General features: G+C 53.5%; 13 protein-coding genes. 6 read left to right on the top strand and 7 right to left on the bottom strand.

Translation table 11 applies throughout. The annotated features are described in order from the left end of the window. Positions 1-199 precede the first annotated feature (199 nt). Positions 200-2,173: a heparinase II/III family protein gene (locus tag ACAW87_RS03695; RefSeq protein ID WP_370721796.1), complete on the top strand. Its 1,974-nt coding sequence runs from the start codon at positions 200-202 to the stop codon at positions 2,171-2,173. Between the two features lie 3 nt (positions 2,174-2,176). Here the strand turns inward: ACAW87_RS03695 and ACAW87_RS03690 are convergent, their stop codons facing one another. Continuing rightward, entirely contained in the window at positions 2,177-6,286 is a 4,110-nt protein-coding gene (locus ACAW87_RS03690; RefSeq protein WP_370721795.1) for a hybrid sensor histidine kinase/response regulator transcription factor, read from the bottom strand. A 188-nt stretch (positions 6,287-6,474) separates the two neighbouring features. Here ACAW87_RS03690 and ACAW87_RS03685 point away from each other — a divergent pair, with 188 nt between their 5' ends. The 4 genes from ACAW87_RS03685 to ACAW87_RS03670 all read left to right on the top strand — a co-directional run bounded on the left by ACAW87_RS03685 (position 6,475) and on the right by ACAW87_RS03670 (position 14,142). After that, positions 6,475-9,807: a SusC/RagA family TonB-linked outer membrane protein gene (locus tag ACAW87_RS03685; protein ID WP_370721794.1), complete on the top strand. Its 3,333-nt coding sequence runs from the start codon at positions 6,475-6,477 to the stop codon at positions 9,805-9,807. Positions 9,808-9,823: 16 nt separating this feature from the next. After that, a complete protein-coding gene (locus ACAW87_RS03680) occupies positions 9,824-11,611 on the top strand; it encodes a RagB/SusD family nutrient uptake outer membrane protein (RefSeq protein WP_370721793.1) in 1,788 nt (595 codons plus the stop codon). 94 nt (positions 11,612-11,705) lie between these two features. Continuing rightward, positions 11,706-12,959, top strand: a complete 1,254-nt coding sequence (locus ACAW87_RS03675) for a glycoside hydrolase family 88 protein (RefSeq protein WP_370721792.1) — start codon at positions 11,706-11,708, stop codon at positions 12,957-12,959. Positions 12,960-13,161: 202 nt separating this feature from the next. Next, entirely contained in the window at positions 13,162-14,142 is a 981-nt protein-coding gene (locus ACAW87_RS03670; RefSeq protein WP_370721791.1) for a pyruvate dehydrogenase complex E1 component subunit beta, read from the top strand. A 402-nt stretch (positions 14,143-14,544) separates the two neighbouring features. Here the strand turns inward: ACAW87_RS03670 and ACAW87_RS03665 are convergent, their stop codons facing one another. The 3 genes from ACAW87_RS03665 to ACAW87_RS03655 are packed head-to-tail and all read right to left on the bottom strand — an operon-like array spanning position 14,545 to position 17,714. Beyond that, positions 14,545-15,426 carry a sugar phosphate isomerase/epimerase family protein gene (locus tag ACAW87_RS03665; protein ID WP_370721790.1) on the bottom strand — a complete coding sequence of 294 codons (882 nt, stop codon included), beginning with the start codon at positions 15,424-15,426 and terminating at the stop codon, positions 14,545-14,547. A 7-nt stretch (positions 15,427-15,433) separates the two neighbouring features. After that, positions 15,434-17,170: a GMC oxidoreductase gene (locus tag ACAW87_RS03660; RefSeq protein WP_370721789.1), complete on the bottom strand. Its 1,737-nt coding sequence runs from the start codon at positions 17,168-17,170 to the stop codon at positions 15,434-15,436. A gap of 13 nt (positions 17,171-17,183) precedes the next feature. Then, on the bottom strand, positions 17,184-17,714 hold the full coding sequence (locus ACAW87_RS03655; RefSeq protein ID WP_370721788.1) for a gluconate 2-dehydrogenase subunit 3 family protein: 531 nt from the start codon (positions 17,712-17,714) through the stop codon (positions 17,184-17,186). Between the two features lie 299 nt (positions 17,715-18,013). On the opposite strand from ACAW87_RS03655, the gene ACAW87_RS03650 reads away from it, so the two are divergent. Further along, positions 18,014-18,337, top strand: a complete 324-nt coding sequence (locus ACAW87_RS03650) for a hypothetical protein (protein ID WP_370721787.1) — start codon at positions 18,014-18,016, stop codon at positions 18,335-18,337. 85 nt (positions 18,338-18,422) lie between these two features. Here the strand turns inward: ACAW87_RS03650 and ACAW87_RS03645 are convergent, their stop codons facing one another. Genes ACAW87_RS03645 through ACAW87_RS03635 form a run of 3 tightly spaced genes read right to left on the bottom strand, consistent with a single transcriptional unit; the run spans position 18,423 to position 22,015 of the window. Beyond that, on the bottom strand, positions 18,423-19,826 hold the full coding sequence (locus ACAW87_RS03645; RefSeq protein ID WP_370721786.1) for an MBL fold metallo-hydrolase: 1,404 nt from the start codon (positions 19,824-19,826) through the stop codon (positions 18,423-18,425). Positions 19,827-19,861: 35 nt separating this feature from the next. After that, positions 19,862-20,659 (bottom strand): sulfite exporter TauE/SafE family protein, encoded by a 798-nt coding sequence (locus tag ACAW87_RS03640; protein ID WP_370721785.1) that lies wholly within the window; start codon positions 20,657-20,659, stop codon positions 19,862-19,864. Continuing rightward, on the bottom strand, positions 20,660-22,015 hold the full coding sequence (locus ACAW87_RS03635; protein WP_370721784.1) for an NAD-dependent succinate-semialdehyde dehydrogenase: 1,356 nt from the start codon (positions 22,013-22,015) through the stop codon (positions 20,660-20,662). Positions 22,016-22,114: the final 99 nt, after the last annotated feature.

The raw sequence follows: 22,114 nt of genomic DNA, 5'->3' as shown, positions 1-22,114 counted from the left end.
TTATTCCCTTCCCATGGAGTAAGTAGCCCACAATGTAGCTGTTGAATAAGCAGGTCAGTTGATGGTTGATTCTGAAAAAGCTAATTCTCCCCCTATTCGGCGACGATCTTACCCCTTCTCATCGAATTTCATGCCGTAATGTTGCCTTTCCTGACTGGCGGCGGGTTAGTGCCGCTCAACCTGTTAATCCTCATTACTCATGATAAATCGTATTCGCTCACTCGTTATGCCATCCGTTCCTTTTCTGAAACTGCTGACCCTGGTCACCTGCATCGGCCTAACGTACCCAGCCACTGCCCAGACAACCTCAGCGGCCCGAGACATCAATAAACCAGTGGCGCTGCTGAGACCGATTGATACGCTGCGGGTACGAGAACTTGCCGCTGTGCTACCCGAAAAGCCGCGCGGCTTTGGCGAGCCCTACACCGATCGAACTGCCTGGAACAAGTTGTACAGTGACCCTAAGTACCGGGCAATTATCAACGAAGCCGCTCAGTTAATCAGCAAGCCCTTTCCGGCCTGGAGCGATAGCCTCTATCTCGTCTTTTTCCGGCAAGGCACCCGTCCCGAAGGCGAGAAAATGATCAGGGCACGCACCAATCAGCTACCAACGCTGGTCTGGGCAGAGTGCCTCGAAAACAAGGGCCGGTTTGTGCCCGCCCTGGAAACGGCGTTGACAGAACTGATTCACCAGAAATCGTGGGTACTACCTGCCCACGACCGAAACCGCCTCAATTTTGACCAGAAACGCTTTAACGTCGATCTGTCATCGTCAAAATTAAGTCATTCGATCGCTCAGGCCGTTTATTTACTGGGCGACAAACTAAAGTCCGAACTACGTGCCGACATTCTCAACGAACTCAACAGACGCACATTTCGGCCTATCCTGAACACCATTGCCACCAGAAACGGCGATCATTACTGGCTCACTGTCAACAACAACTGGAATGCCGTTTGCCTGGCGGGCGTGACCGGCGCGGCAATGGCCGTACTACCTAACCGGACAGACCGGGCCCGCTTTATCTCAATTGCCGAGCATTACGCCAAAAACAGCATTGCCGGTTTCACCGACGAAGGGTACTCGACCGAGGGGCTGGGCTATTTCGCCTACGGATTCGGGAACTATGCGCTTTTACGGGAAACAGTCTGGCAGGCTACCAGTGGTAAAGTCGATCTGTTTGCTGACCCCAAAGTGAAGCGAATCGGGATGCTTGTACCAAATCTGGAAATCATGAACGGTGTGTACCCCGCCATCGCCGACTGCCGGATGAGCCCCACCGCACCGGCCGACCTGCTGTGGTATTGCAACCGCACCATGAACCTGGGCTTACCCCAATACAATACGTACGATTTCTCCGGCCAAGCCGACGACCTGCTCGACGACATCATGCACGCCTTTCCAAACTCGGCCACCATCAAACGGAACGTACCTGATAGTAAAGCCGCTCCCAACCGCCTCCGCTCCTATTTTGCCGATGCGCAGTTGCTCATTACCCGCCCCGCCAACGGGTCTGGGGGCCGACTGGGAACGGCGCTTCAGGGTGGTAACAACAACGAGATGCACAACCATAATGACATTGGCTCGTTCAACGTGGTGGTTGGCGACGAATTGCTGATGGGTGATCCGGGCGGCCCATATGCCTATACCGCGAAAACATTCACCGCCGAACGGTACACCCTCTACAAATCGCTTGCTTCTTATGGTCACCCGGTTCCGCGAATAGCCGGTATTGAGCAACGCGACGGGGCTGCCGCCCAGGCGGTGATTCTGGCCACTGATTTCACCGATAAGCAGGATCGCTACGCGATGGACATTACGTCGGCTTATGCACAGCCTCACCTGAAGAAACTGGTGAGAACCTTTACGTATAACCGCGAAAAAGCCGGTTCATTAACCGTGGCCGACAATTTTCAGTTTACGGAGGCGCAACCCGTGGAGTTGGCCCTGATCACACGGGTAGACTGGAAACAGATTGCGCCCGACCAGATTGAGTTTACCGGGAAACGGGAGCGGATGATTGCCACTATCAGCGCATCGAACGGCCCTTTTACGGTCAGGTCAGAGCGCATCGAAGAAAATTCGCCCGCCTTCACCCGCGTCGGTCTGCTATTCGATCCGGTCAAAACCGGCACGATCACGATCACCTTCCGCCCGGCCAGCCCCAGGAAGTAGCCTTTATGCCTCCGGGCTAACGTAGTCGCTTGGGGCTTTGCCAAACTGCTTTTTAAACTCTTTGCTGAAGTACTTCCGGTCATTGAAACCCACCGCATAGGCCACTTCATTGACGGTCAGCCTGCGTTGCTGAAGCAGCAGAGTCGCTTTTTTTAATCGGGTTGATTTAACAAAATCATTGACCGACATACCTGTCAGGGCTTTTAGCTTTTTGTACAGCACCGACCGACTCATGCCCACCTCAACGGCCAGACTATCAACGTCGAAATCGGAGTCGTCCATGTGCTGTTCGATGATCTGCATGACCCGTCTCAGAAACTGCTCGTCAAGGGTATCTACCTCGACATTCTGCGGTTGGAGAATGAGGCTTCGACTGAACCGAATCCGCATTTTTTCACGGGAAGCCAGCAGATTCCGGATGTGCAGTTCGAGCACCTGCAGGCTGAACGGTTTGGTCAGGTAGCAATCGGCCCCCATGGCCAGCCCGCTTACCTGATTGGCCGTAGCGGTTCGGGCTGTAAGCAGGATAACCGGAATATGGCTGGTTCGTTCGTCGGTTTTCAGTTGGTTGCAGAGGGTAAAGCCGTCCATTTCCGGCATCATCACGTCGCTGATAATCAGATCGGGAATGAGGGTAATGGCGGCTTCCCAGCCCGCGCGCCCGTTGGTATGTTCGATCACCTGATACCGCCCCGCCAACGATTCGCTGACAAACGCCCGTACCGCCGGATTATCTTCGACCAGTAGAATCGTTTCAGTTTTCAAGGCTGGCACATCCGAAGTTTCCCGAACCATAGGTAAGTTATCGACCAGCAACGTACCTGCCATCAAAGGCGTAACAGCGGCGGCAGGATACATAGGCGGTTGACTGGTCGATGACGCAGGTACGTTCGGCAGGTCTATGAATTGCGCCAGATGCGACCGACCGGCAAGCAGGCAGACGGTGAAACAGGTACGGTTCTGCGGTGCATCCGGCATCAGTACGCTCTCCACGGTGAGGCTCCCTTTATGCAAATCAACGATTGCTTTCGACAGGGCAAGTCCAATACCATAGCCTGTATTCTGAATGCCGTGATCGTTGACCTGAAAATAATTGGTAAACAGTTTATCGACGTACGCCGGCGCAATGCCCTGCCCATTGTCGATCACCCGAATGAACAGGTTGGCGCCCTGCTGTTCGAGCGTCAACGTAATCTGACCGCCTTCGGGCGTAAACTTGTATGCATTCGACAGCAGGTTGAACACCACCTTTTCCAGTTGTTCCCGGTCGAAATACGCATTTAGGGAATCAACGTCCTGGATGAACGACACGTCGATCCGCTTCGACCGGGCCACTTCCCTGAAAAACAGATAGATCGCATCCAGAAACGGCACCAAGTCGTGTTCGGCAACGTGTAGCTTGACGTGGTTTGTCTCCGCTTTTCGGAAGTCCATCAGTTCGGTAACCAGTTTCAGCAACCGGTCGGCGTCTTTCTGTACATAGCCCAGCTGCTGCTGCACCAGCGGGTCTTCTTTCCGGGCCAGAATGAGGCGCTCGATCGGCCCGGCGATCAGGGTCAGGTGAGTGCGAATTTCATGCGAGATATTGGTAAAGAAAGCCAGTTTCACCTGATGCAACTCATGATCGCGCGCCAGCAGGGCACGGAGGACAAAAAACCGAATGGCAAACACGATCATACCAGCCACAACAGCCGCATAGAATAGATAGGCCCACCACGTTCGCCAAAAAGGCGGCAGCACCGTAATCTGTAAGCGGGCGGGATTACTCCAGACGGTATCATTGTTAGCTCCTTTCAGCCAGAAAGTGTACGAACCGGCCGGTAAATTGGTGTAGGTAACTGAATTAGCCGATACCTGCGTCCAGTCTTTATCGAAACCCTCCAGCTTGTAGGCGTACTTGTTCTTGCTCGATTTGATATAGTTCAGGAGGGCAAAATCAAGGCTGAACACGTTCTGGTCGTGGCGAAACGTGATCACGTCCGTCAGGCTGATATCCTGCGTCAGCAAGTTATCAGGGCCACCAATACTAACCGGTTTATTGAACAGCCTTAGGGCCGTAAAAACGATGGGCGTCGCGTTTTTCGTAACCTGAATACCGGCTGGTAAAAAAGACACCACACCCTGATAACCACCAAATAGCAACGTACCTGTGCTCGTCCGCAATGCGGCATTCACGTTGAACTCGTTGCCCGGCAGCCCATCGCTGGTGGTATAATTGATAAACGTTTTTGAGCGAGGGTTAAAGCGCGACAGTCCGTTGCCCGTGCTGACCCAGAGTTGTCCATTAACATCATCAACTATGGCGGTCACATCATTACTGAGTAACCCATGTTTCGTAGTGAAGGTCTCTATCGCCCCGGTCTGTTTGTTCAGCACACTCAGACCATTCTGCCACGTACCCACCCAGATTCGGCCCGCAGCATCTTCACGGATGCTGTTGATCAGCGGCGACCCCAATGGCGTGGTGTCGAACGATTGAAGCTTGTTCGTAGCAAATGTGTGTTTGAACAGCCCCGACGACGTACCTATCCAGACGTTTTTTTCGCTGTCTTCGATCAGCACCCGAATCGTTAGCGGACCCAGTCGATTTCGGGTTGCCGACGGAGCCATCTCTACAAGGGGAGGACGGGCATTCTTGAATTCGCGCAACCCCGATTGAGTACCGACCCAAAACTTCCCATTACTGTCTTCCAGCACCGACAAAATTTCGGCGCTAAGCGAGGCTGGGTCGTTGGGCGTGAATAGAAAGCGCCGAAACTGCTGACGAGCCGGATCGAACAGGTTGAGCCCTCCCCCATGCGTACCCGCCCAGATTGCCCCGCGCCGATCCTGATACACTACTTTGACCAGATTAGAGCCAAGACTACTCGCCGTGGCCGTATTGTGTTTATAAGCAGTGAACGTTTTCGTTACAGGATCAAACCGATTGAGCCCACCCCCTTCCGTAGCGATCCATAATTTGTGTAACTGGTCTTCGATGATCGAGCTGACCACATCGTCGCTGATACTGGATGAACTGGTTCCGTTTTGGTATACGGCAAACTCCGTTTGGTGTGCATAATTCACGTTGATACCGCCGTAGTAGGTTCCGATCCAGATGGTACCGTGTGCATCTTCAACGATGCTGTAGATCGAGTTTTTGTTCAGGCTTTTTTTGTTCGACGGATCATGTCTGTACGAACGAAACCTAAGCGTGTTGGGGTCAAGAATGCTCAGCCCCTCCTGAGTGCCAATCCAGAGCTTACCAAGCCGGTCGGTCGTGATTTTCCGGATATTGTTGTGAGTGAGACTGGCAGCATTACCATTTTGATGACTGAAGCGCGTGAAGGTGCCGGTAGCCTTATCGTAGCGATTCAACCCACCAGAAAGCGTTCCGACCCAAAGTGTATGCTGATGATCCTGGCTAATGGCCGACACGTAGCTGTCACTTAAACTGCCGGGTCTGGCGGGATCGTGTCGGAAGATAGTCACTGCATACGTGCCATTGCCAGGCGACATTCTTACTAGTCCGTTTGCCGTACCCACCCACAGATTTCCGTCGGCATCCTCGGCAATAGACCGGATATTACTGGTACCCCTGCCAGCATCGCCCTGCCCCAGAAAGTGTCGAAATGTCAACGTCGTCCGATCGGTAAGCAGGTTCAGCCCTTCGTTTGTACCCACCCATAGTTGGCCCCGTTTATCGCTGAACAGACACTGAATGGCATTGCTGCTTAGGCTGCTCATCCGCCCCGGCTGATGCACAACGCGCTCGAAGCAGTCCATAGCCGGGTTGTACCGGTTCAGACCGTATTGGGTACCAACCCAGAGTGTTTTATGAGTGTCGGCCACTAGCGAAATGACATAGTTGCTGGTGAGACTATTGTTGTCTGAGAGGTCGTGCTTATAGGTTTTAAAGCTGTGCCCATCATAGCGGTTAACGCCCAGCCGGGTACCGAACCACATGAATCCACGACTATCCTGGGCGATGGCCAGCACTGAATTTTGCGACAAACCCTGCTCGGCCGTCAGGTGCTCAAACGATACGGTCTGAGCGGCACAGGATATCAGGCTAAACAGGCTTACCAGCAACAATACTCCACCGACTCTATTCCACAACAGTTGATTGACCATTTTTCGACTTTCACAGACTGGAATAAAGCAGCCCTGAACCGATCTAAAGTTAAAGAAAATCTAAAATAACCCCTATTCGGCACCGATTTTACCCCCTCCATTCAGCGTAGCCAGACCACCTTTGTCGCTACCAGACAAGGGGGTTCACTGGCCCGCCTTCGTCTCGAAAACCACTACTCTTTATCACCATGAAGCAACGTTTACGTTCGCTGTTCACACAGCCACACCGATGCCTGGGTCTCCTGATTCCGCTGCTTAGCGTTAGCCTTGCGGGCGGAATAACGCAAGCCGCCACCGTGGGTACGGTCCCTCCCCTCACTCATCAGTCGACAGTCGACCAGACTATTACGGGTACCGTCACTGACGAAAGCGGGAAAGGACTACCGGGTGTCAGTATTCAGATCAAAGGCACCTCACGCGGTACATCCTCCGACGCCGACGGTAAGTTTCAGCTGGTCGTTGACCAGAACGCCACGCTTGTTTTCTCCTTTATTGGGTACGTGAAGCAGGAAGTGGCCGTAGGTAATCAGACGACCGTTACTGTAACGCTGGCTCCCGATGCCCAGGCCCTGAGCGAAGTGGTTGTGGTCGGTTACGGCACCCAGAAAAAAGTGAACCTGACCGGATCGGTAGCGACCATCACGGCCAAAAACATCGAAAGCCGCCCGGTCACCAACGTGTCATCTTCGCTGGCGGGTCTGGCACCGGGCGTGTTTGTTCGGCAGGGCTCAGGCAAACCCGGCTCCGATGGCGCTACCATCCGGATTCGGGGTACAGGTACGTTGAATAACAGCGATGCCCTGGTGATCATCGATGGCGTGCAGGGGTCGATGGATGCCGTTAACCCCAACGACATTGAAAGCATCTCGATCCTGAAAGATGCTGCGTCGGCCTCGATCTACGGCTCACTCGCGGCCAACGGCGTTATTCTGATCACCACCAAGAAAGGCTCGCCCCGGAAAACGAGCGTGACCTACACCGGGCTGGTCTCATCGGCCCGGCCCATGAACCTGCCTGATTTCGTGTCGGACTATGTCCGCTACATGCGGCTCTTCAACGAAAGCAACCGGAACGTGGGCGTGTCGGAAGTCTATTCAGCCAACACCATTAAAACGTGGGAAACGGCCAACCTGGACCCGAACGGCATTAGTCCAGGCGGTTTTCCCAATTACGTAGCCTACCCAAATACCGACTGGGCAAGCTGGGTATTCAAAAACGAAGTGGTGCAGAACCATAACGTGTCAGTCAACGGGGGTAGCGATAAAGTGCTCTACAACCTCTCGCTGGGTTATCTCGACAACAAGGGGGTGATGCAGAACACAGGCATCAAGCGCTATCAGTTGCGGGCCAATGTAGAATCGAAAGTGACCAAGTTCCTGACTTTGGGCATGCAGACCTTCGCCTCGACCCAATCGGCCGGGAAAGCCAATACCGACAACGCGTTTAACTTTCTCTGGCAGACCAACCCTGGCATTTATCCGTATTACGAAGGCAAATACGGCTTCCCCGTTGCTGTAGAAGAGCCAACGACGGTGAACAACATTTTGAGCTACCTGGATGGCACCGGCGGCCTCGATCGCACCACGCGTTTCAACACCACCTTGTATAGCGTACTGACGCTGGCAAAGGGCCTGACGCTGGAACCAAGGGTGAACTACCAAACGCGCTTCAACGAAGGCAACTCGTTTAGCCTGCCCGGCCCCGCCGAACGCTGGGACCTATCGACCAACACGCAAAAGGTTCAGTTGACCCCTAGCGACCAGTTGAGCACCGGCTACTCATTCAACCGCGATTACCTGCTGACCCTCGACAATGTACTGCGCTACTCGACCACGATTGGCCGCGATCATGATTTTGGGGCACTGGTCGGTTATAACCAGTTCTATTTCCGCTACTACGATTTCAACGCCTCGAAACGCGGCCTGATCGACTACGCCACCACAACGCTTGGCTCGGCCGGCGAAACATCGAATACGGCCGGTGGCCAGGAATTTGACCGGGCGTTACGCTCCTACTTTGGGCGGGTAAACTACGCGTACCAGTCGAAGTACCTCTTGGAAGCAAACCTGCGCTACGACGGCTCGTCGAAGTTTGCAACAGAAAGTCGGTGGGGTATCTTCCCGTCATTTTCCGCTGGCTGGCGTATCTCCGAGGAGTCGTTCATGCGCGGCCTGACGGATAAGATTCAGAACCTAAAGCTCCGGGCCTCGTGGGGTAAGCTGGGCAACAACGCCTCGGGCGATTACGATTACCAGGCAACCTACAGCAAAGTCCCCTACTCGTATAACGGCATTGCCACCACGGGACTGGTGCAGGCCAAATACGCCAACCCGCTGTTGCAATGGGAATCGACAACGGTTACCAACCTCGGTCTGGAGGGCTCGTTATTTAAAGGCCGGATGAACGTAGAACTCGATGTCTACCACAAACTAACCGACGGCATTCTGACTACACCCCCTATTTACCTGACGTCGGGCACGAAAGCAGCACCAACCCAAAACACGGCCGCCGTGCTGAACAAAGGGGTTGAACTCACCCTTGGCTGGCGCGACAAGATCGGTGAAGTCGATTTCTCGGTGAGCGGCAACATTGCCCGGAATTACAACGAGGTGACGGGCTTCCGGGGGCAACTGGTGGAAGGCTTCACCACCGACGCGGCAGGTAACAAGGTGTACACCTCCAACATCGGGCAGGTCTCGAGCGGAGGTGACACCCGTATTCTGGAAGGGCACAGCATCAGCGAATATTACCTGCTGGACGTGTACCGGGGCAATGGCAGTAGCCCAACCAATACAGACGGAACGGTGAACATCAACGGCGGTCCAACCGATGGCATGATTCGTACACCGGCCGACCTGGCCTGGGTGCAGGCTATGATTGCGCAGGGCTACCGATTCCAACCCGTTGGCACAGTGGGCAAAGGGCAGTTGCACTACGGTGACCTGATTTATGCTGACCTCAACGGCGATGGCATCTACGGCAACAACTTCGATAAGCGGTTTACGGGCGTGAACTCAGCGCCTAAATTCATTATGGGTCTCACGCTGAACGCCGCCTGGAAAGGGTTCGACTTCTCGATGTTGTGGGCGGGGGCTACGGGTATGCAGTACCTCTACAACCAGGCAGGTGTGAACAACACTCGCACCACGCTAACCAACTCGATTGGCACCCGCATTGCCGACGACCACTACTACTACAACGAAGCAAACCCAGGCGACCCGGCAAACAACATAAACGCTACGTTCCCCCGCCTAAAATCCGGTTCCGACAACCAGACTAACATTGCCAGTTCATTCTGGCTATACGACGCCTCGTATGTAAAGCTCAAAAACGTACAGTTGGGTTACACCCTGCCGGGCGTATGGACAAACAAAATTGGCATGAGCCGGGCACGGGTATTCCTCTCGGGCGAAAACGTGCTGATGATCACGTCGTATCCGGGTCTGGACCCCGAAGTGGGCGCGGGTCTTTCGTATCCGACCATGAAGCAGTACGCAGCGGGTATCAACGTAACGTTTTAATCGACAACCTCGAATCATGAAATTGACCAACATCATAGCGAATCCAGGGCGCTCAGGTATCAAAAAAGCTACCCTTTTCGTAGCCGCCGCCCTTAGCCTTGGCAGTTGCCAGAGCGACCTGCTCGATACTACACCCTACGGCTCCATCAGCTCGGCCAATATGTGGGTGAGCGATAACCTGACGGATCTGGGCGTAGCCGGGGTGTACAACACTCTACGACTGGGTATTCAGAATGGAGGCGCCTCAGACCGCGAACTATACCAGATGGACGGCATGGGCTTCACCTCCATGTCGCGCGGTGGTAACGACATGACCAACGGCACATCGACCACATCGAGCGGGCGGTTCAGCAACACTTGGCGGGAGATGTATGAAGGCATTCACCGGGCCAATGATGCCATTGCCAACATTGGCGCAAAATCACCGTCGACCGCCGAGAAAAAAGCGCGGCTAATTGGTGAATGTAAACTCCTGCGGGCCTATTTCTACCTGCGCCTGAACCAGCTATACAAGGGCGTACCCGTTTATCTGGAACCCGTAGCGGTGACGGAGATGAACCGGGCGCGCGAAACGGAAGCAGCCGTTTGGGATGTGGTTGTTAAAGACCTGACCGACGCCATCAACGAACCCGCCCTACCCGCCAAATACGCGGCTAAAACGCCCACCTACGGGCGCGTGACCAAAGGAGCGGCCTATGCCCTTCGCGGAAAGGCATACATGTACCAGAAAAAATACGCCGAAGCCGCCGCCGATTTTGCCAAAGTGAAAGAAGCCGGCTACAAACTGTTTGGCGACTATAGCAAGCTTTTCAAAGAAGCCAATGAGCAGAGCGATGAGATGATTTTCTCCCTTCAGCACACCGGTGTCGACACCTATGGGTCAACCACCCAGTGGTATTGCGGTACCCGTTCGTCGTTCGGCTCGTGCTGGAACAACTACTATGTGTCGCCCAAAGTAGTTGAGCTGTTCGAGAATAAAGATGGCAGTAAGTTCAACTGGGATGCCGTGCTTCCGGGCTACAGCACCATGTCGGCCAATCAGCGTGAGGTCTTCTTTTACCGGAATGGCCTGACCGCCGCCGAGATCAGCACCGGAACGAATAAAGGCCTCGACATGAAGTTGTACCTGCCAACGGGTAACGAACAGCGCCTGGCCAAAGCGTATGCAGATCGTGATCCCCGGTTAAACGTGAGCGTCATTGTTCCCTATGCAACGTACCTGGGTCGGCCACAAAACGGAGCCGATCAGGTGTATACAAACCGCTGGCCCTCACGGAGCGAAACGCCCCCTGTGCTCGACCTCTTCACCGACTCACGCAGCCAGTTCTTCTACCTGCACCGCAAGTTTGTCTACGAAGGCTCAACCGAATTACTCAACCGGCAGTTTGGCCCAATCGACTTCCCACTGATTCGGTATGCCGATGTATTGCTGATGTGGGCCGAAGCCCTGAACGAGCAGAACAAAACGGCAGAAGCCATTCCACTGGTCAATGAAGTACGGGCCAGGGCTGGCATTGCGCTGTTGAATTCATCGACCGCCACGACCGTAGCCGGGCAGGCTGATCTGCGCGAGCGCATCCGCAACGAACGCCGCGTCGAGTTCATTAACGAAGGCATCAACTACTTCGACGAGTTGCGCTGGGGTACGCTCAAAGACATGGTCTTTTCGGCTGGCAGCGGGGTTAATCAGATCTGGGGAAGCATTACCGCACCCTACACCTGGAAAGACAACATCACGACCTGGCCCATTCCGCAAACGGAAATCGAGCAGAACCCCAAGCTGGTCCAGAACCCGGGTTGGTAAGCGATTCCAGACACACATTCATTATAGGTTAGTAATCGAAAGGTTGGTGTGTTTTCTACTGCCAACCTTTTTTTTCGCCTTAACGCATACCCGTATGACTCATTTTTTGCTCAGACAGGCCCGCTGGTCTATTCTTTTCGCCCTTTGTTTGCTGATAGCCGCCCTCTCTCCCGCCCCAAGCGAGCGCGCATTCGTTCAGCAGTCGATCACCTACGCCGATCAGTCGCTAAAAAACATCCTGAACGAAGCCATCGGCGTCGCTTTTCCCCGCTCAATGACCGAAGCTGGCAAGCTCAGGTCGACCAATATGTATGACTGGACATCGGGCTTTTTCCCCGGTAGCCTCTGGTATGCCTACGAAGCAAGGCAGGAGCCAGCCATGAAACAGGCCGCCATTCAGTGGACCGAAAAGCTGGAACCGCTTAAGACTTTCACCGAGCACCACGACCTTGGTTTCATGATGTATTGCAGCTACGGAAACGCGTATCGGCTAACGAAAAACCCGGCCTATAAAGCCATTCTGGTTCAGTCGGCCAAATCACTCTGCACCCGGTTCAACCCAAAAACGGGCAGCATCAAGTCGTGGAACAAGTTTGTGTCCTGGCACGGTGAGCCAACCTACACGTACCCGGTTATCATCGACAATATGATGAACCTCGAGCTGCTGTTTTTTGCGTCGAAGGTTACGGGCAACCCAACCTACCGCAACGTGGCCATTACCCACGCCAACAATGTGCTAAAAAATCAGATCCGGCCCGATTACAGCACCTACCACGTTGTTTGTTACGACGATAAAACCGGCAAGGTGCTTGGCCGCGAAACAGCGCAGGGCTACGCCGACAACTCCACCTGGTCGCGGGGACAGGCCTGGGCTATTTACGGCTTCACGATCATGTACCGCGAAACAAAAGACCGAACGTACCTGACAGCAGCCCAGAAAATGGCCGACTACTACCTGACGCACAAAAACCTGCCCGCCGATAAGGTCCCTTATTGGGATTTTGATGTGAACGAGGCTGGTTACACGCCGGGAGTAAAGGCAAACACGCACCATAACAGGCCGCCCCTTCGCGATGCGTCGGCAGCGGCCATCACGGCATCGGCCCTGCTCGAGTTAAGTGGTTATCTGGGGAAAGCCGGAGCCAACTACCGCGATGATGCGGTAACCATGCTGCACTCACTAGCAAGCACCGAGTACCGGGCCAACCCCAACGAGAACGCTAACTTCCTGATAAAGCACTGTGTTGGCAGTATTCCGCATGGCGTTGAAAAAGACGTCCCGCTCGTTTACGCCGATTATTATTTCCTGGAAGCCCTCCTGCGGTACAAAAACCTGATCAAAGCGTAACACAGGCACCGGGCAAAATAGGATGGTTTGCGGCGAAATGGCTAAAAAATGGATGCTTTTGTTGACAGAAACAACGTACCTGGAACGTACCTGCCTTAACGAATTGCCACTCTGGTTATCCTTGCCTAATTTTGGGCGTTCTTCTGAACGGCTTATGCTAAGTGGCCGTTCGGTTTGTAAGAAGATTACAACGCACTGATCCATGAGAGAAATACAATTCCGCGAGGCCCTACGGGAAGCTATGGTGGAAGAAATGCGCCTTGACCCGACGGTTTACCTGATGGGCGAAGAAGTGGCCGAGTATAACGGAGCCTACAAAGTCAGTCAGGGAATGCTGGACGAATTCGGCGCGGAACGGGTGATCGATACGCCTATTGCCGAGCTTGGTTTTGCCGGTATCGGTGTGGGTTCGGCCATCAACGGGCTGCGTCCAATCATCGAGTTCATGACCTTTAACTTCTCGTTAGTAGCTATCGATCAGGTCATTAACTCGGCCGCCAAGATCATGTCGATGTCGGGCGGGCAGTATTCGTGTCCGATCGTATTCCGTGGTCCAACGGGTAACGCCGGTATGCTGTCGAGCCAGCACTCGCAGAACTTCGAGAACTGGTTTGCCAATACGCCGGGCCTGAAAGTGGTGGTTCCCTCGAACCCCTACGATGCCAAAGGCTTGTTGAAAAGCTCGATCCGCGACAATGACCCCGTTATCTTCATGGAGTCGGAGTTGATGTACGGCGACAAAGGACAGGTTCCCGAAGAGGAATACCTGATTCCGATTGGCAAGGCAAACGTAGTGCGCGAAGGCAACGACGTAACCATCGTATCGTTTGGCAAGATCATGAAAGTAGCCCTGGCTGCGGCTGATGAACTGGCGAAGAAAGGCATATCAGCCGAAGTGATCGACCTGCGCACGGTTCGTCCCATTGACTACGCTACGATTATCAACTCGGTGAAGAAAACCAATCGCTGCGTGATCGTTGAAGAAGCCTGGCCACTGGCGGCAATTTCGTCGGAGTTGACCTACAACATTCAACGGAACGCCTTCGATTACCTCGATTCGCCGGTTATTCGGGTTAATAGCCTCGACCTGCCTCTCCCCTACGCCCCAACCCTCATCGAAGCAATTCTGCCAAGTCTGAAGCGCACGCTGGAAGCCGTTGATGCGGTGATGTATAAGAAGTAATTGAGTCGATTTTACGTAAAAAGGCCAGCCTGTTCTGCACAGGCTGGCCTTTTTGTATTGGCTGGGTACGTTAATTGTTGTCTCTTGCCAGAAACGCATGCTACGCCCCTCTGGGGCTAGGTTTGTCAGCGTGGTCTATTAGTACTACCGATGCTGCGGCCCTCTGGGCCTACAAGTATGTCCCGCTCTAGCAAGAACGGCATCAGGTTGACACTTAATATCGTGCAAAGCAGACCGAACGCAGCATATGAATGAATCCTATAGGCCCGGCGGGCCGCAGCATCGGTAGAGGTTAGCACACAAGCAAAATCCTTAGGCCCAGCGGGCCGCAGCATGCGTTTTAGGCGTAACAACCGTACCGGCGGAGCAACGTCAAACACAAAACAGCAAACACGAAACCACTTACTCCTTCAAGCCTTTCAAATACGCGATACTCTTCGGCACCTGCGTGGTTTCGATATTGCTTTCGTCTTCGATGTAGTAGTGCTTGATGCCGACCTTTTTAGCCTCTTTCAAGACCTCAGGCATATTCACCTGACCATCGCCCAGGGCTACGTCGTTTTCGGGCGGAGTACCTCCTGTGAAATCGCCTTTGATGCCTTTCTTCAGGTCTTTCAGGTGCATTAGTTTCCAACGGCTACCGTACTTTTTCAATAAAGCCACTGGGTCGCCGCCGCCGTGCGTTACCCACAGAATATCCATCTCGAAGGAAACGTAGTCCGGGTTGGTGTTTTTTACCATGTAATCGAACAGCGTGCCATCTTCGTAGGGCTGAAACTCGAAGCCGTGCGTGTGGTAGCAGAACGTCAGGCCGTTTTCTTTCAGGGTTTTACCTACCCGGTTAAAATCGTCGACGGCTTTTTTGGCGTTGTCGAGCGTGAAATTGCCTTTCTCGTGCGGGATCCAGGCCACCATCACAAACGACGCGCCCAGCGCTTTCGCCTGCTTAATAGTAGGCTCAGGGTCTTTCACAAGCTGCTCATAGCCAGCTCCGGTTGACGTGACTTTGATATCCCGCTCATCAAGCATTTTTTTGAATTCCTCCGCCGTCAATCCTTTCGGCGGTCCGCCTTCAATTTCCCTGAAACCCAGCGACTTAATCATATCTAACGTGCCTGGCACATCCTTGGGAAGGCTATTGCGGTAGGTGTAAGTCTGAAGGCCCAGCGGAAACGTATAAACGGGCTTTCCTTTTTGTGCCGCCACTTCGCTCGTGGTGAAGCAAGTGAGGGCAAGTGACAGACTAGCGGCTGAAAACAGCCTGAACATGGTTTTGTTGTACATAAGCAGATTAAAGGTTCTTCTTTTTAAGTTCTTTCACAGCGAAATCGGCGGCACGGGCCGTAAGCGCCATATAGGTTAACGACGGATTTTGCGTAGACGTTGAGGTCATGCAGGCCCCATCGGTCACAAACACGTTTTTACAGTGATGCAGCTGATTCCACTTGTTGAGCAACGATGTTTTCGGGTCTTTGCCCATCCTGACGCCCCCCATTTCGTGAATATCCGAACCGGGATTGGCATGGGTGTCGGTAGCCCGAATATTCTTGAAGCCCGCCAGCGTAAACATCTCCGTCATCTGCGATAGATAATCAGCCACCATCTTATCGTCATTCTCTGTCCATACCGCCGACGTAATAAGCTGCGGAATACCGTATTTATCTTTCAGGGTAGGGTCGAGACGAACGTGGTTCCGCTCGATCGGAATGGTTTCGCCCATCATCCAGCCACTGATGTTCCAGGGGCCTAATTTCGGGTTCAACAGATGCTCTTTCAGCTCAAGCCCCACGCCGTCTCGGTTCTGTGCGTAGCCCCGTCCACCACCTACACCTGTTGCGTAGCCACGCAAAAACCCAGACGCCGGACCGGTCGTTTCCTGCTGATATACGTTTCTGAACCGGGGCATGTAGCCGTTGCTTGGGTTTTTACCATCGGTCATCTTATCCGGAAAACCGTCGTACTGCGCCGAAATTTTGCCCCGGTAATTGTGCCAGGCAATGAATTTACCCAGCAAACCACTATCGTTACCCAATCCATTCGGAAAACGGCTCGATATCGAGTTCAGCAGAATCTGGTTACTGTTTAAGGCCGAGCCATTCACAAAGATGATCTTCGCATAGTATTCCGTCATCTGTAGGGTGTTGGCATCGACCACACGCACGCCAGACGCCCTGCCGGAGGCGGCCCCGCCTTTCTTTTCGTCGTAAATGATCGAATGAACAACCGAGTGCGGCCGGAGCGTCATGTTACCGGTTCGTTCGGCCCAGGGCAACGTTGAGGCATTGCTACTGAAATAACCCCCGAACGGACAGCCACGCACGCACAGGGCCCGGTGCTGACACTGCGCCCGCCCCTGCGCCGTGTGGATAGGCTGCGGCTTGGTGATGTGCGCACAACGCCCCTGAATCAAGTGGCGGTCTTTATAATTTTGGGCAATAACGCTCTGTAAATGCGACTCGATGCAGCTCAGTTCCATAGGAGGCAGAAACTCACCGTCGGGCAAACTCGCCAAACCGTCTTTATTTCCGGAAATACCGGCAAATTTCTCGACGTAACTGTACCAGGGCGCCAGATCGGCGTAGCGAATGGGCCAGTCAACGGCAAATCCGTCGCGGGCGGGGCCGTCGAAATCAAATTCGCTCCAGCGCTGCGTTTGCCGCGCCCATAACAGCGACTTCCCGCCCACGTGATAGCCACGCGTCCAGGTGAACGGTTGCTCTTCCACAAAAGGCTGCTCATCGGGTTTGATGGCCCAGTGCAAGGTTTCTTCGCGCATGAACGAGCGAATGGGACTGTATTTTTCCTGCGTTGCCAGCGGGACCTGGCCCCGGTGTTCAAACTCCCAGGGATTGAGGTTGGCAGTCGGGTAATCAACCACGTGTTTTACATCCCGCCCCCGTTCGAGCACCAGCGTTTTCAACCCTTTACCCGTCAGCTCTTTGGCGGCCCAGCCTCCACTAATGCCCGACCCGATTACAATCGCGTCGAAGGTATGTTTGGGTACAGCATCAATCGTAAAATTTGCCATATCGGTTGTTGGGTTATTTGGCAGCTACAGGTGCGGGCACACAGCCATAGTAATGGCCGGGAATCATGGTGTGATTCAGGTACTTCGTCATCACATATTCTGATGTGGTATATCCCTGAATCGTCAGATTTTTGATCAACGAATAGAACTCCTTGCGTGTCGGATCGGGCGAGACCTGCAGTTGCCTGAGTACATCGAGCCGTTGCGGGGTATCACAAGCTGTAAATGATTTCGCGAAACTGGCGTTAGCCACGGCATCAGTCGCTGCCAGCCCTGCTTTGACGTTCTGCTGCACGGCCGATTCGTAACAGTCGGCAATCATTTTCTGCACGAAGTCAGGTACGTTCAGCGCTTTGGCGCCGGGTGTGTCGGAGGCCGGAATCAGGGTGTCGATCAGTTCCGTAAGCGTGTCTGCCTCTGTGGCAGTTAAGAGCGTATTGCTACCTGTTACCGATGCTTTCGTCCAGGCAGTAGCCCAGGCCGGTAACGTCATCAGCCCACTGGCAAGCAACGCCACTTGTTTCACCGCTGTTCGTCTTTCCATACCCATCTATCGGTTAAACAGAATTTTTCTGGCTTTTCCCGATAAAAGATAGCAATTCAGAAAGATTACTGTGTCTTGCGACACTAAACAGATAACTACAACTATCTGAACATGCTAGATCAATTGAACACGTTGATTAGGGTGCAGCAAGCAGCGCTTTTGTCATCCCTGATGCAAAAAGCCCGCCTCTCGTGTCGATAAGGCGGGCCTGGGTACGTTCTCTGGTTGCGGGTTACGAAACGGTTTAGTTACTTTTCGTAAAATTTATCTGTCAACGTTCAGCACCCGTCCATTACGCCATGCGCAGCCAGGCTCTTACGATTTATGAAGTGACCGTTTTACCGGTTGGTTCACTCAACTCAGTTCGTCAGCGTGAACCGACTATCGTGTATTTTTCCAACCTGCGTAAAGCTGTTGACGCCATTACGGGCGAGTTGGCCATGAATGGCTGGCCAGCGAAAGTAAACTACACCGCTGTGTATCGGGGTGTGAAAGAGCGAGGCTATTACAGTTGCGATTTTGAGGTGGGTGGCACCCGCGTTTTTCGGGTGAAAGTGCTTCCCAAGTTGCTGAACCCGCCCCTACCCCGGCTAGGCATGGACGAAAACCCGGTGCCAAATTGAGCTGGTGGTCATTGATTGCTAATACAATTAATCATCACAACAAATGACCACTAATGACAATCAATGACAACAAATAACCACCTATTTATTGCTCAGCCGGGCGGGTAGCAGCAACGGGGACGTCGGTCTTTTTAATAGCCGCCATGCCTCCTTCTACGTTAACGACCTGATCGAACCCACGGGCTTTCAGAATCGAGTTCGCTATCATTGATCGGTACCCGCCAGCACAGTGGACGTAGATCGCTTCTGTACGTGGAATCTGGGCCAAATGCTCGTTCAGCGTGTCCAGCGGCAGGTTTTCGGCACCTTCTACGTGCTCAGGATCGAATTCGACGGGTTTACGGACGTCCATCACAAACGCAGATGGTTGCTCGTTTAACCGTTCAGCGAAAGTCTCGGCCGAGATCGACTCGATGGTATCCAGTTCATTGCCTGCCTCCTGCCAGGCAGCAAAGCCACCTTCCAGATAGCCGATGCACTGATCGTAGCCAACGCGTGCCAGCCGGGCAATGGTTTCGCGCTCCAAACCGACTGGCGTTATCAGAGCAATCGACTGTTTCAGATCAGGAATCAATGCACCGACCCAGGGGGCAAACTGCCCGTTCAAGCCGATGTTGATGCTGTTCGGAATAAAGCCTTTGGCAAAATCAACGGCTTCGCGCACGTCGAGCATAACGGCACCCGTTTCGTTTACGGCCGCCTCGAATGCCGCCGGTGAAAGTGCCTGCGTACCCCGCTGCATCACCTTATCGATTGGCTCATACCCTTCTTTGTTGAGGCGGGCATTTTGCGCGAAATAAGCAGGTGCTTTGGTAAGCCCATCGAGTACCTGCTCAATAAACTCGTCTTTCGATTTAGCCCGAAGCGCATAGTTGAACATTTTCTGATTGCCGAGTGTATCGGTTGTCTCTTTGCTCATGTTCTTTCCGCAGGCCGAGCCCGCACCGTGAGCTGGATAAACGATAACATCATCGGCCAGAGGCATGATTTTCAGATGCAGACTGTCGTAGAGCATGCCAGCCAGATCACGTTCGGTCACATCGCCTTTAATAGCTAAATCAGGGCGACCCACATCACCGATGAAGAGCGTATCACCGGTAAAAATGGCATAGTCTTTTCCGTGCTCGTCAATCAGCAGGTACGTTGCCGATTCGAGCGTATGACCGGGTGTATGCAGCACTTTAATCCAGACATCGCCCAATTTAAATACTTCACCATCAGTGGCTTTATGTGCTTCATAACCGGTTTTAGCCGTAGGACCATATACGATAGTTGCCCCCGTCTTTTTGGCCAGATCAAGGTGACCGGATACGAAATCGGCGTGAAAATGGGTCTCAAAAATATACTTAATTGTAGCTCCAGCTTTCTCGGCTTTGCGCAAGTAGGGCGATGTTTCGCGTAGGGGATCGATGATAGCCGCTTCGCCTGCACTTTCGATGTAATACGCCCCCTGGGCCAGACAGCCCGTATACAGTTGTTCAACAATCATATGTTCTATTTCTTAACTACTTTTTAACTCTCCATTTACACCAACTCTCTGGCGATCATGTAGATTGCCACAGCCAATACAAACCACCCAAAGCCTTTTCGGAGGGCATTGGGCGGCACGTACCTGGCCAGATACATGCCAACAAAGATGCCAACAACAGACAAACCGGTAAATGGCAAGAGAAAATCCCAGGCTAGAGGAATCTGTTGCGCATCGCCCAGAAAACCGATAAACGAGTTGATCGCCACAATCAATACCGATGTGGCAACGGCGCGCTGAATGGGCAAACCAGCCAATAAAACCAGCATGGGCACAATCAGAAAACCACCGCCAGCGCCGATGATACCTGTTAACAATCCCACCGCCAGTCCGTCGAGTGCCAGTGTTCCGTAGCGCGGCTTTCCATCGGCGGCAATACCATCAGTAGACTGTTTGTCGCGAATCATAGCGCGGGCAGCCAACACCATGATGATCGCAAAAAAGAGAAGGATGGCCTCGTCTTTAGGTACGTTGAAGGTCCCAAGCCGAACTAATGGATCGGGAAGTGCAGGTACTATGTACCGGCGACTGAGATAGACGGAGATAAACGAGGGTACCGCGAAGGCTGCCGTTACTCGCAGATCTACCCGTTTTTTCCAGATATGGTTTACCGACCCAATCAACGAGGTAGTACCCACCACGAAGAGCGAATACGAGGTGGCCAGTAACATTGGGATACCAAAGATGTACACGAAAATGGGCACGGTAAGGATGCTCCCCCCACCCCCAGCCAGACCAATAACCAGTCCTACTAACACCGCCGCTGCATAGCCAACTAATTCCTGTGCTGTCATTTAAGCAATATAAGTCGTTTTCGACAAGCAGAATTCGCGGATGCCTGTTACGCCTAATTCACGACCAATTCCTGATTTTTTTACGCCGCCAATGGGCAATCGACTATCCGAGCGCACCACCGCGTTGACAAACACACTACCCACCGCCAACTGACGGGCCAGGTACGTTGCTCGCTCACTATCAGCCGTCCAGATAGCCGCGCTGAGGCCGTATTTAGAGTTATTGGCGTAGGTTATGGCGTCTTCTGCATTTTTCACCACTGTAAGAGCGGCTACCGGCCCAAACGTCTCTTCCCGAAAAACAAGGTTATCCAGACCAACATTGGTTAGTAAAGTGGGGGCAAAAGCGGTACCGTGACTATCGCCGCCAACGTGCAGTTCCGCCCCCTGTTGACGGGCCGTAGCTACTTGTTGGCGCAGTGTATCGGCCAGGTCGAGGCGGGCAATTGGCCCCATCTGCACATCATCCAGCAACGGGTTTCCCTGCCGGATGGCCCGGATCAATTCGGCTACCCGATGGGTAAATTCATCGGCGACCGGCGCTTCAACCAGCCATCGTTTAGCGGCAATACATACCTGACCGGCGTTGCTCATGCGAGAGGTGACAGCCGCCTGCGCCGCCGCTTCAAGATCGGCGTCGGCCAGAACGATTAACGGATCGGAGCCGCCAAGCTCCAGCACGCATTTCTTCACATTGGCTCCGGCAAGCGCAGCCATCGACGTGCCAGCCCGTTCGCTACCTGTCAGTGTGATCATGCCGATTCGATCATCGGCCACGATGGCTTTCAGTTCAGGTACGTCGACGAACAGGCAGGTCATTACGCCTTCGGGAAAACCGGCTTCCAGAAAAGCCTGTTCAATTGCCAAGCCACAGCCAGGTACGTTTGGGGCGGGCTTTAGTACGGTTACATTACCGGCCATCAGCGCTGGTGCAGCATAGCGAAATACCTGCCAGTACGGGAAATTCCAGGGCATGATGGCCAGTACAACACCTACAGGCTCGTAACTGACGCCACTGTAGGTAGCTTCAGTTGAAATCGTTTCGGGCCGAAGAATTGACTCGGCATGATCGGCGTAATACAGGCAATGTGCCGCACATTTCTCTATTTCGGCTCTGGATTCAGTCAGCGTTTTGCCCATCTCGTGGGTCATTAGCAAGGCCAGTTCATCCTGTTTAGTTCGCAACACCCCGGCAAGCCGCCGAAAGCAATCGGCCCGGTAGCCAAAAGACCGCATCGACCAGTCGGCAAAGGATCGGTGGGCTGTTTGCAACCGTTGGTCGATTTGCGCCTGTGTACACGCCGGATACTGGGCAAACACGTCGTTGGTGTATGGATTGAGGGAGGTGAAGTTCATACGTTCTATTGGCTTTTACCTCACCCCCGGCCCCGGAACGCCGGAACGCCGGACCGCTCTCCTGTTGAGAGGGGGGATGCTCTACCATAAACTATTCAC

It is taken from the genome of Fibrella aquatica (genome assembly GCF_041321135.1).
GTDB classification, from domain to species: Bacteria; Bacteroidota; Bacteroidia; order Cytophagales; family Spirosomataceae; genus Fibrella; species Fibrella aquatica.
Note: the sequence above shows the minus strand (reverse complement) of the source record. Positions and strands in the feature narration are given on the sequence as shown.

What these genes read in the sequence shown, in the direction of transcription:
- ACAW87_RS03675 (WP_370721792.1), top strand. Translation starts at nt 11,706, where the DNA reads ATGACTCATTTTTTGCTCAGACAGGCCCGCTGGTCTATTCTTTTCGCC.
- ACAW87_RS03640 (WP_370721785.1), bottom strand. Translation starts at nt 20,659, where the DNA reads ATGACAGCACAGGAATTAGTTGGCTATGCAGCGGCGGTGTTAGTAGGA.
- ACAW87_RS03645 (WP_370721786.1), bottom strand. Translation starts at nt 19,826, where the DNA reads ATGATTGTTGAACAACTGTATACGGGCTGTCTGGCCCAGGGGGCGTAT.
- ACAW87_RS03655 (WP_370721788.1), bottom strand. Translation starts at nt 17,714, where the DNA reads ATGGAAAGACGAACAGCGGTGAAACAAGTGGCGTTGCTTGCCAGTGGG.
- ACAW87_RS03690 (WP_370721795.1), bottom strand. Translation starts at nt 6,286, where the DNA reads ATGGTCAATCAACTGTTGTGGAATAGAGTCGGTGGAGTATTGTTGCTG.
- ACAW87_RS03685 (WP_370721794.1), top strand. Translation starts at nt 6,475, where the DNA reads ATGAAGCAACGTTTACGTTCGCTGTTCACACAGCCACACCGATGCCTG.
- ACAW87_RS03680 (WP_370721793.1), top strand. Translation starts at nt 9,824, where the DNA reads ATGAAATTGACCAACATCATAGCGAATCCAGGGCGCTCAGGTATCAAA.
- ACAW87_RS03695 (WP_370721796.1), top strand. Translation starts at nt 200, where the DNA reads ATGATAAATCGTATTCGCTCACTCGTTATGCCATCCGTTCCTTTTCTG.
- ACAW87_RS03650 (WP_370721787.1), top strand. Translation starts at nt 18,014, where the DNA reads ATGCGCAGCCAGGCTCTTACGATTTATGAAGTGACCGTTTTACCGGTT.
- ACAW87_RS03665 (WP_370721790.1), bottom strand. Translation starts at nt 15,426, where the DNA reads ATGTACAACAAAACCATGTTCAGGCTGTTTTCAGCCGCTAGTCTGTCA.
- ACAW87_RS03670 (WP_370721791.1), top strand. Translation starts at nt 13,162, where the DNA reads ATGAGAGAAATACAATTCCGCGAGGCCCTACGGGAAGCTATGGTGGAA.
- ACAW87_RS03660 (WP_370721789.1), bottom strand. Translation starts at nt 17,170, where the DNA reads ATGGCAAATTTTACGATTGATGCTGTACCCAAACATACCTTCGACGCG.
- ACAW87_RS03635 (WP_370721784.1), bottom strand. Translation starts at nt 22,015, where the DNA reads ATGAACTTCACCTCCCTCAATCCATACACCAACGACGTGTTTGCCCAG.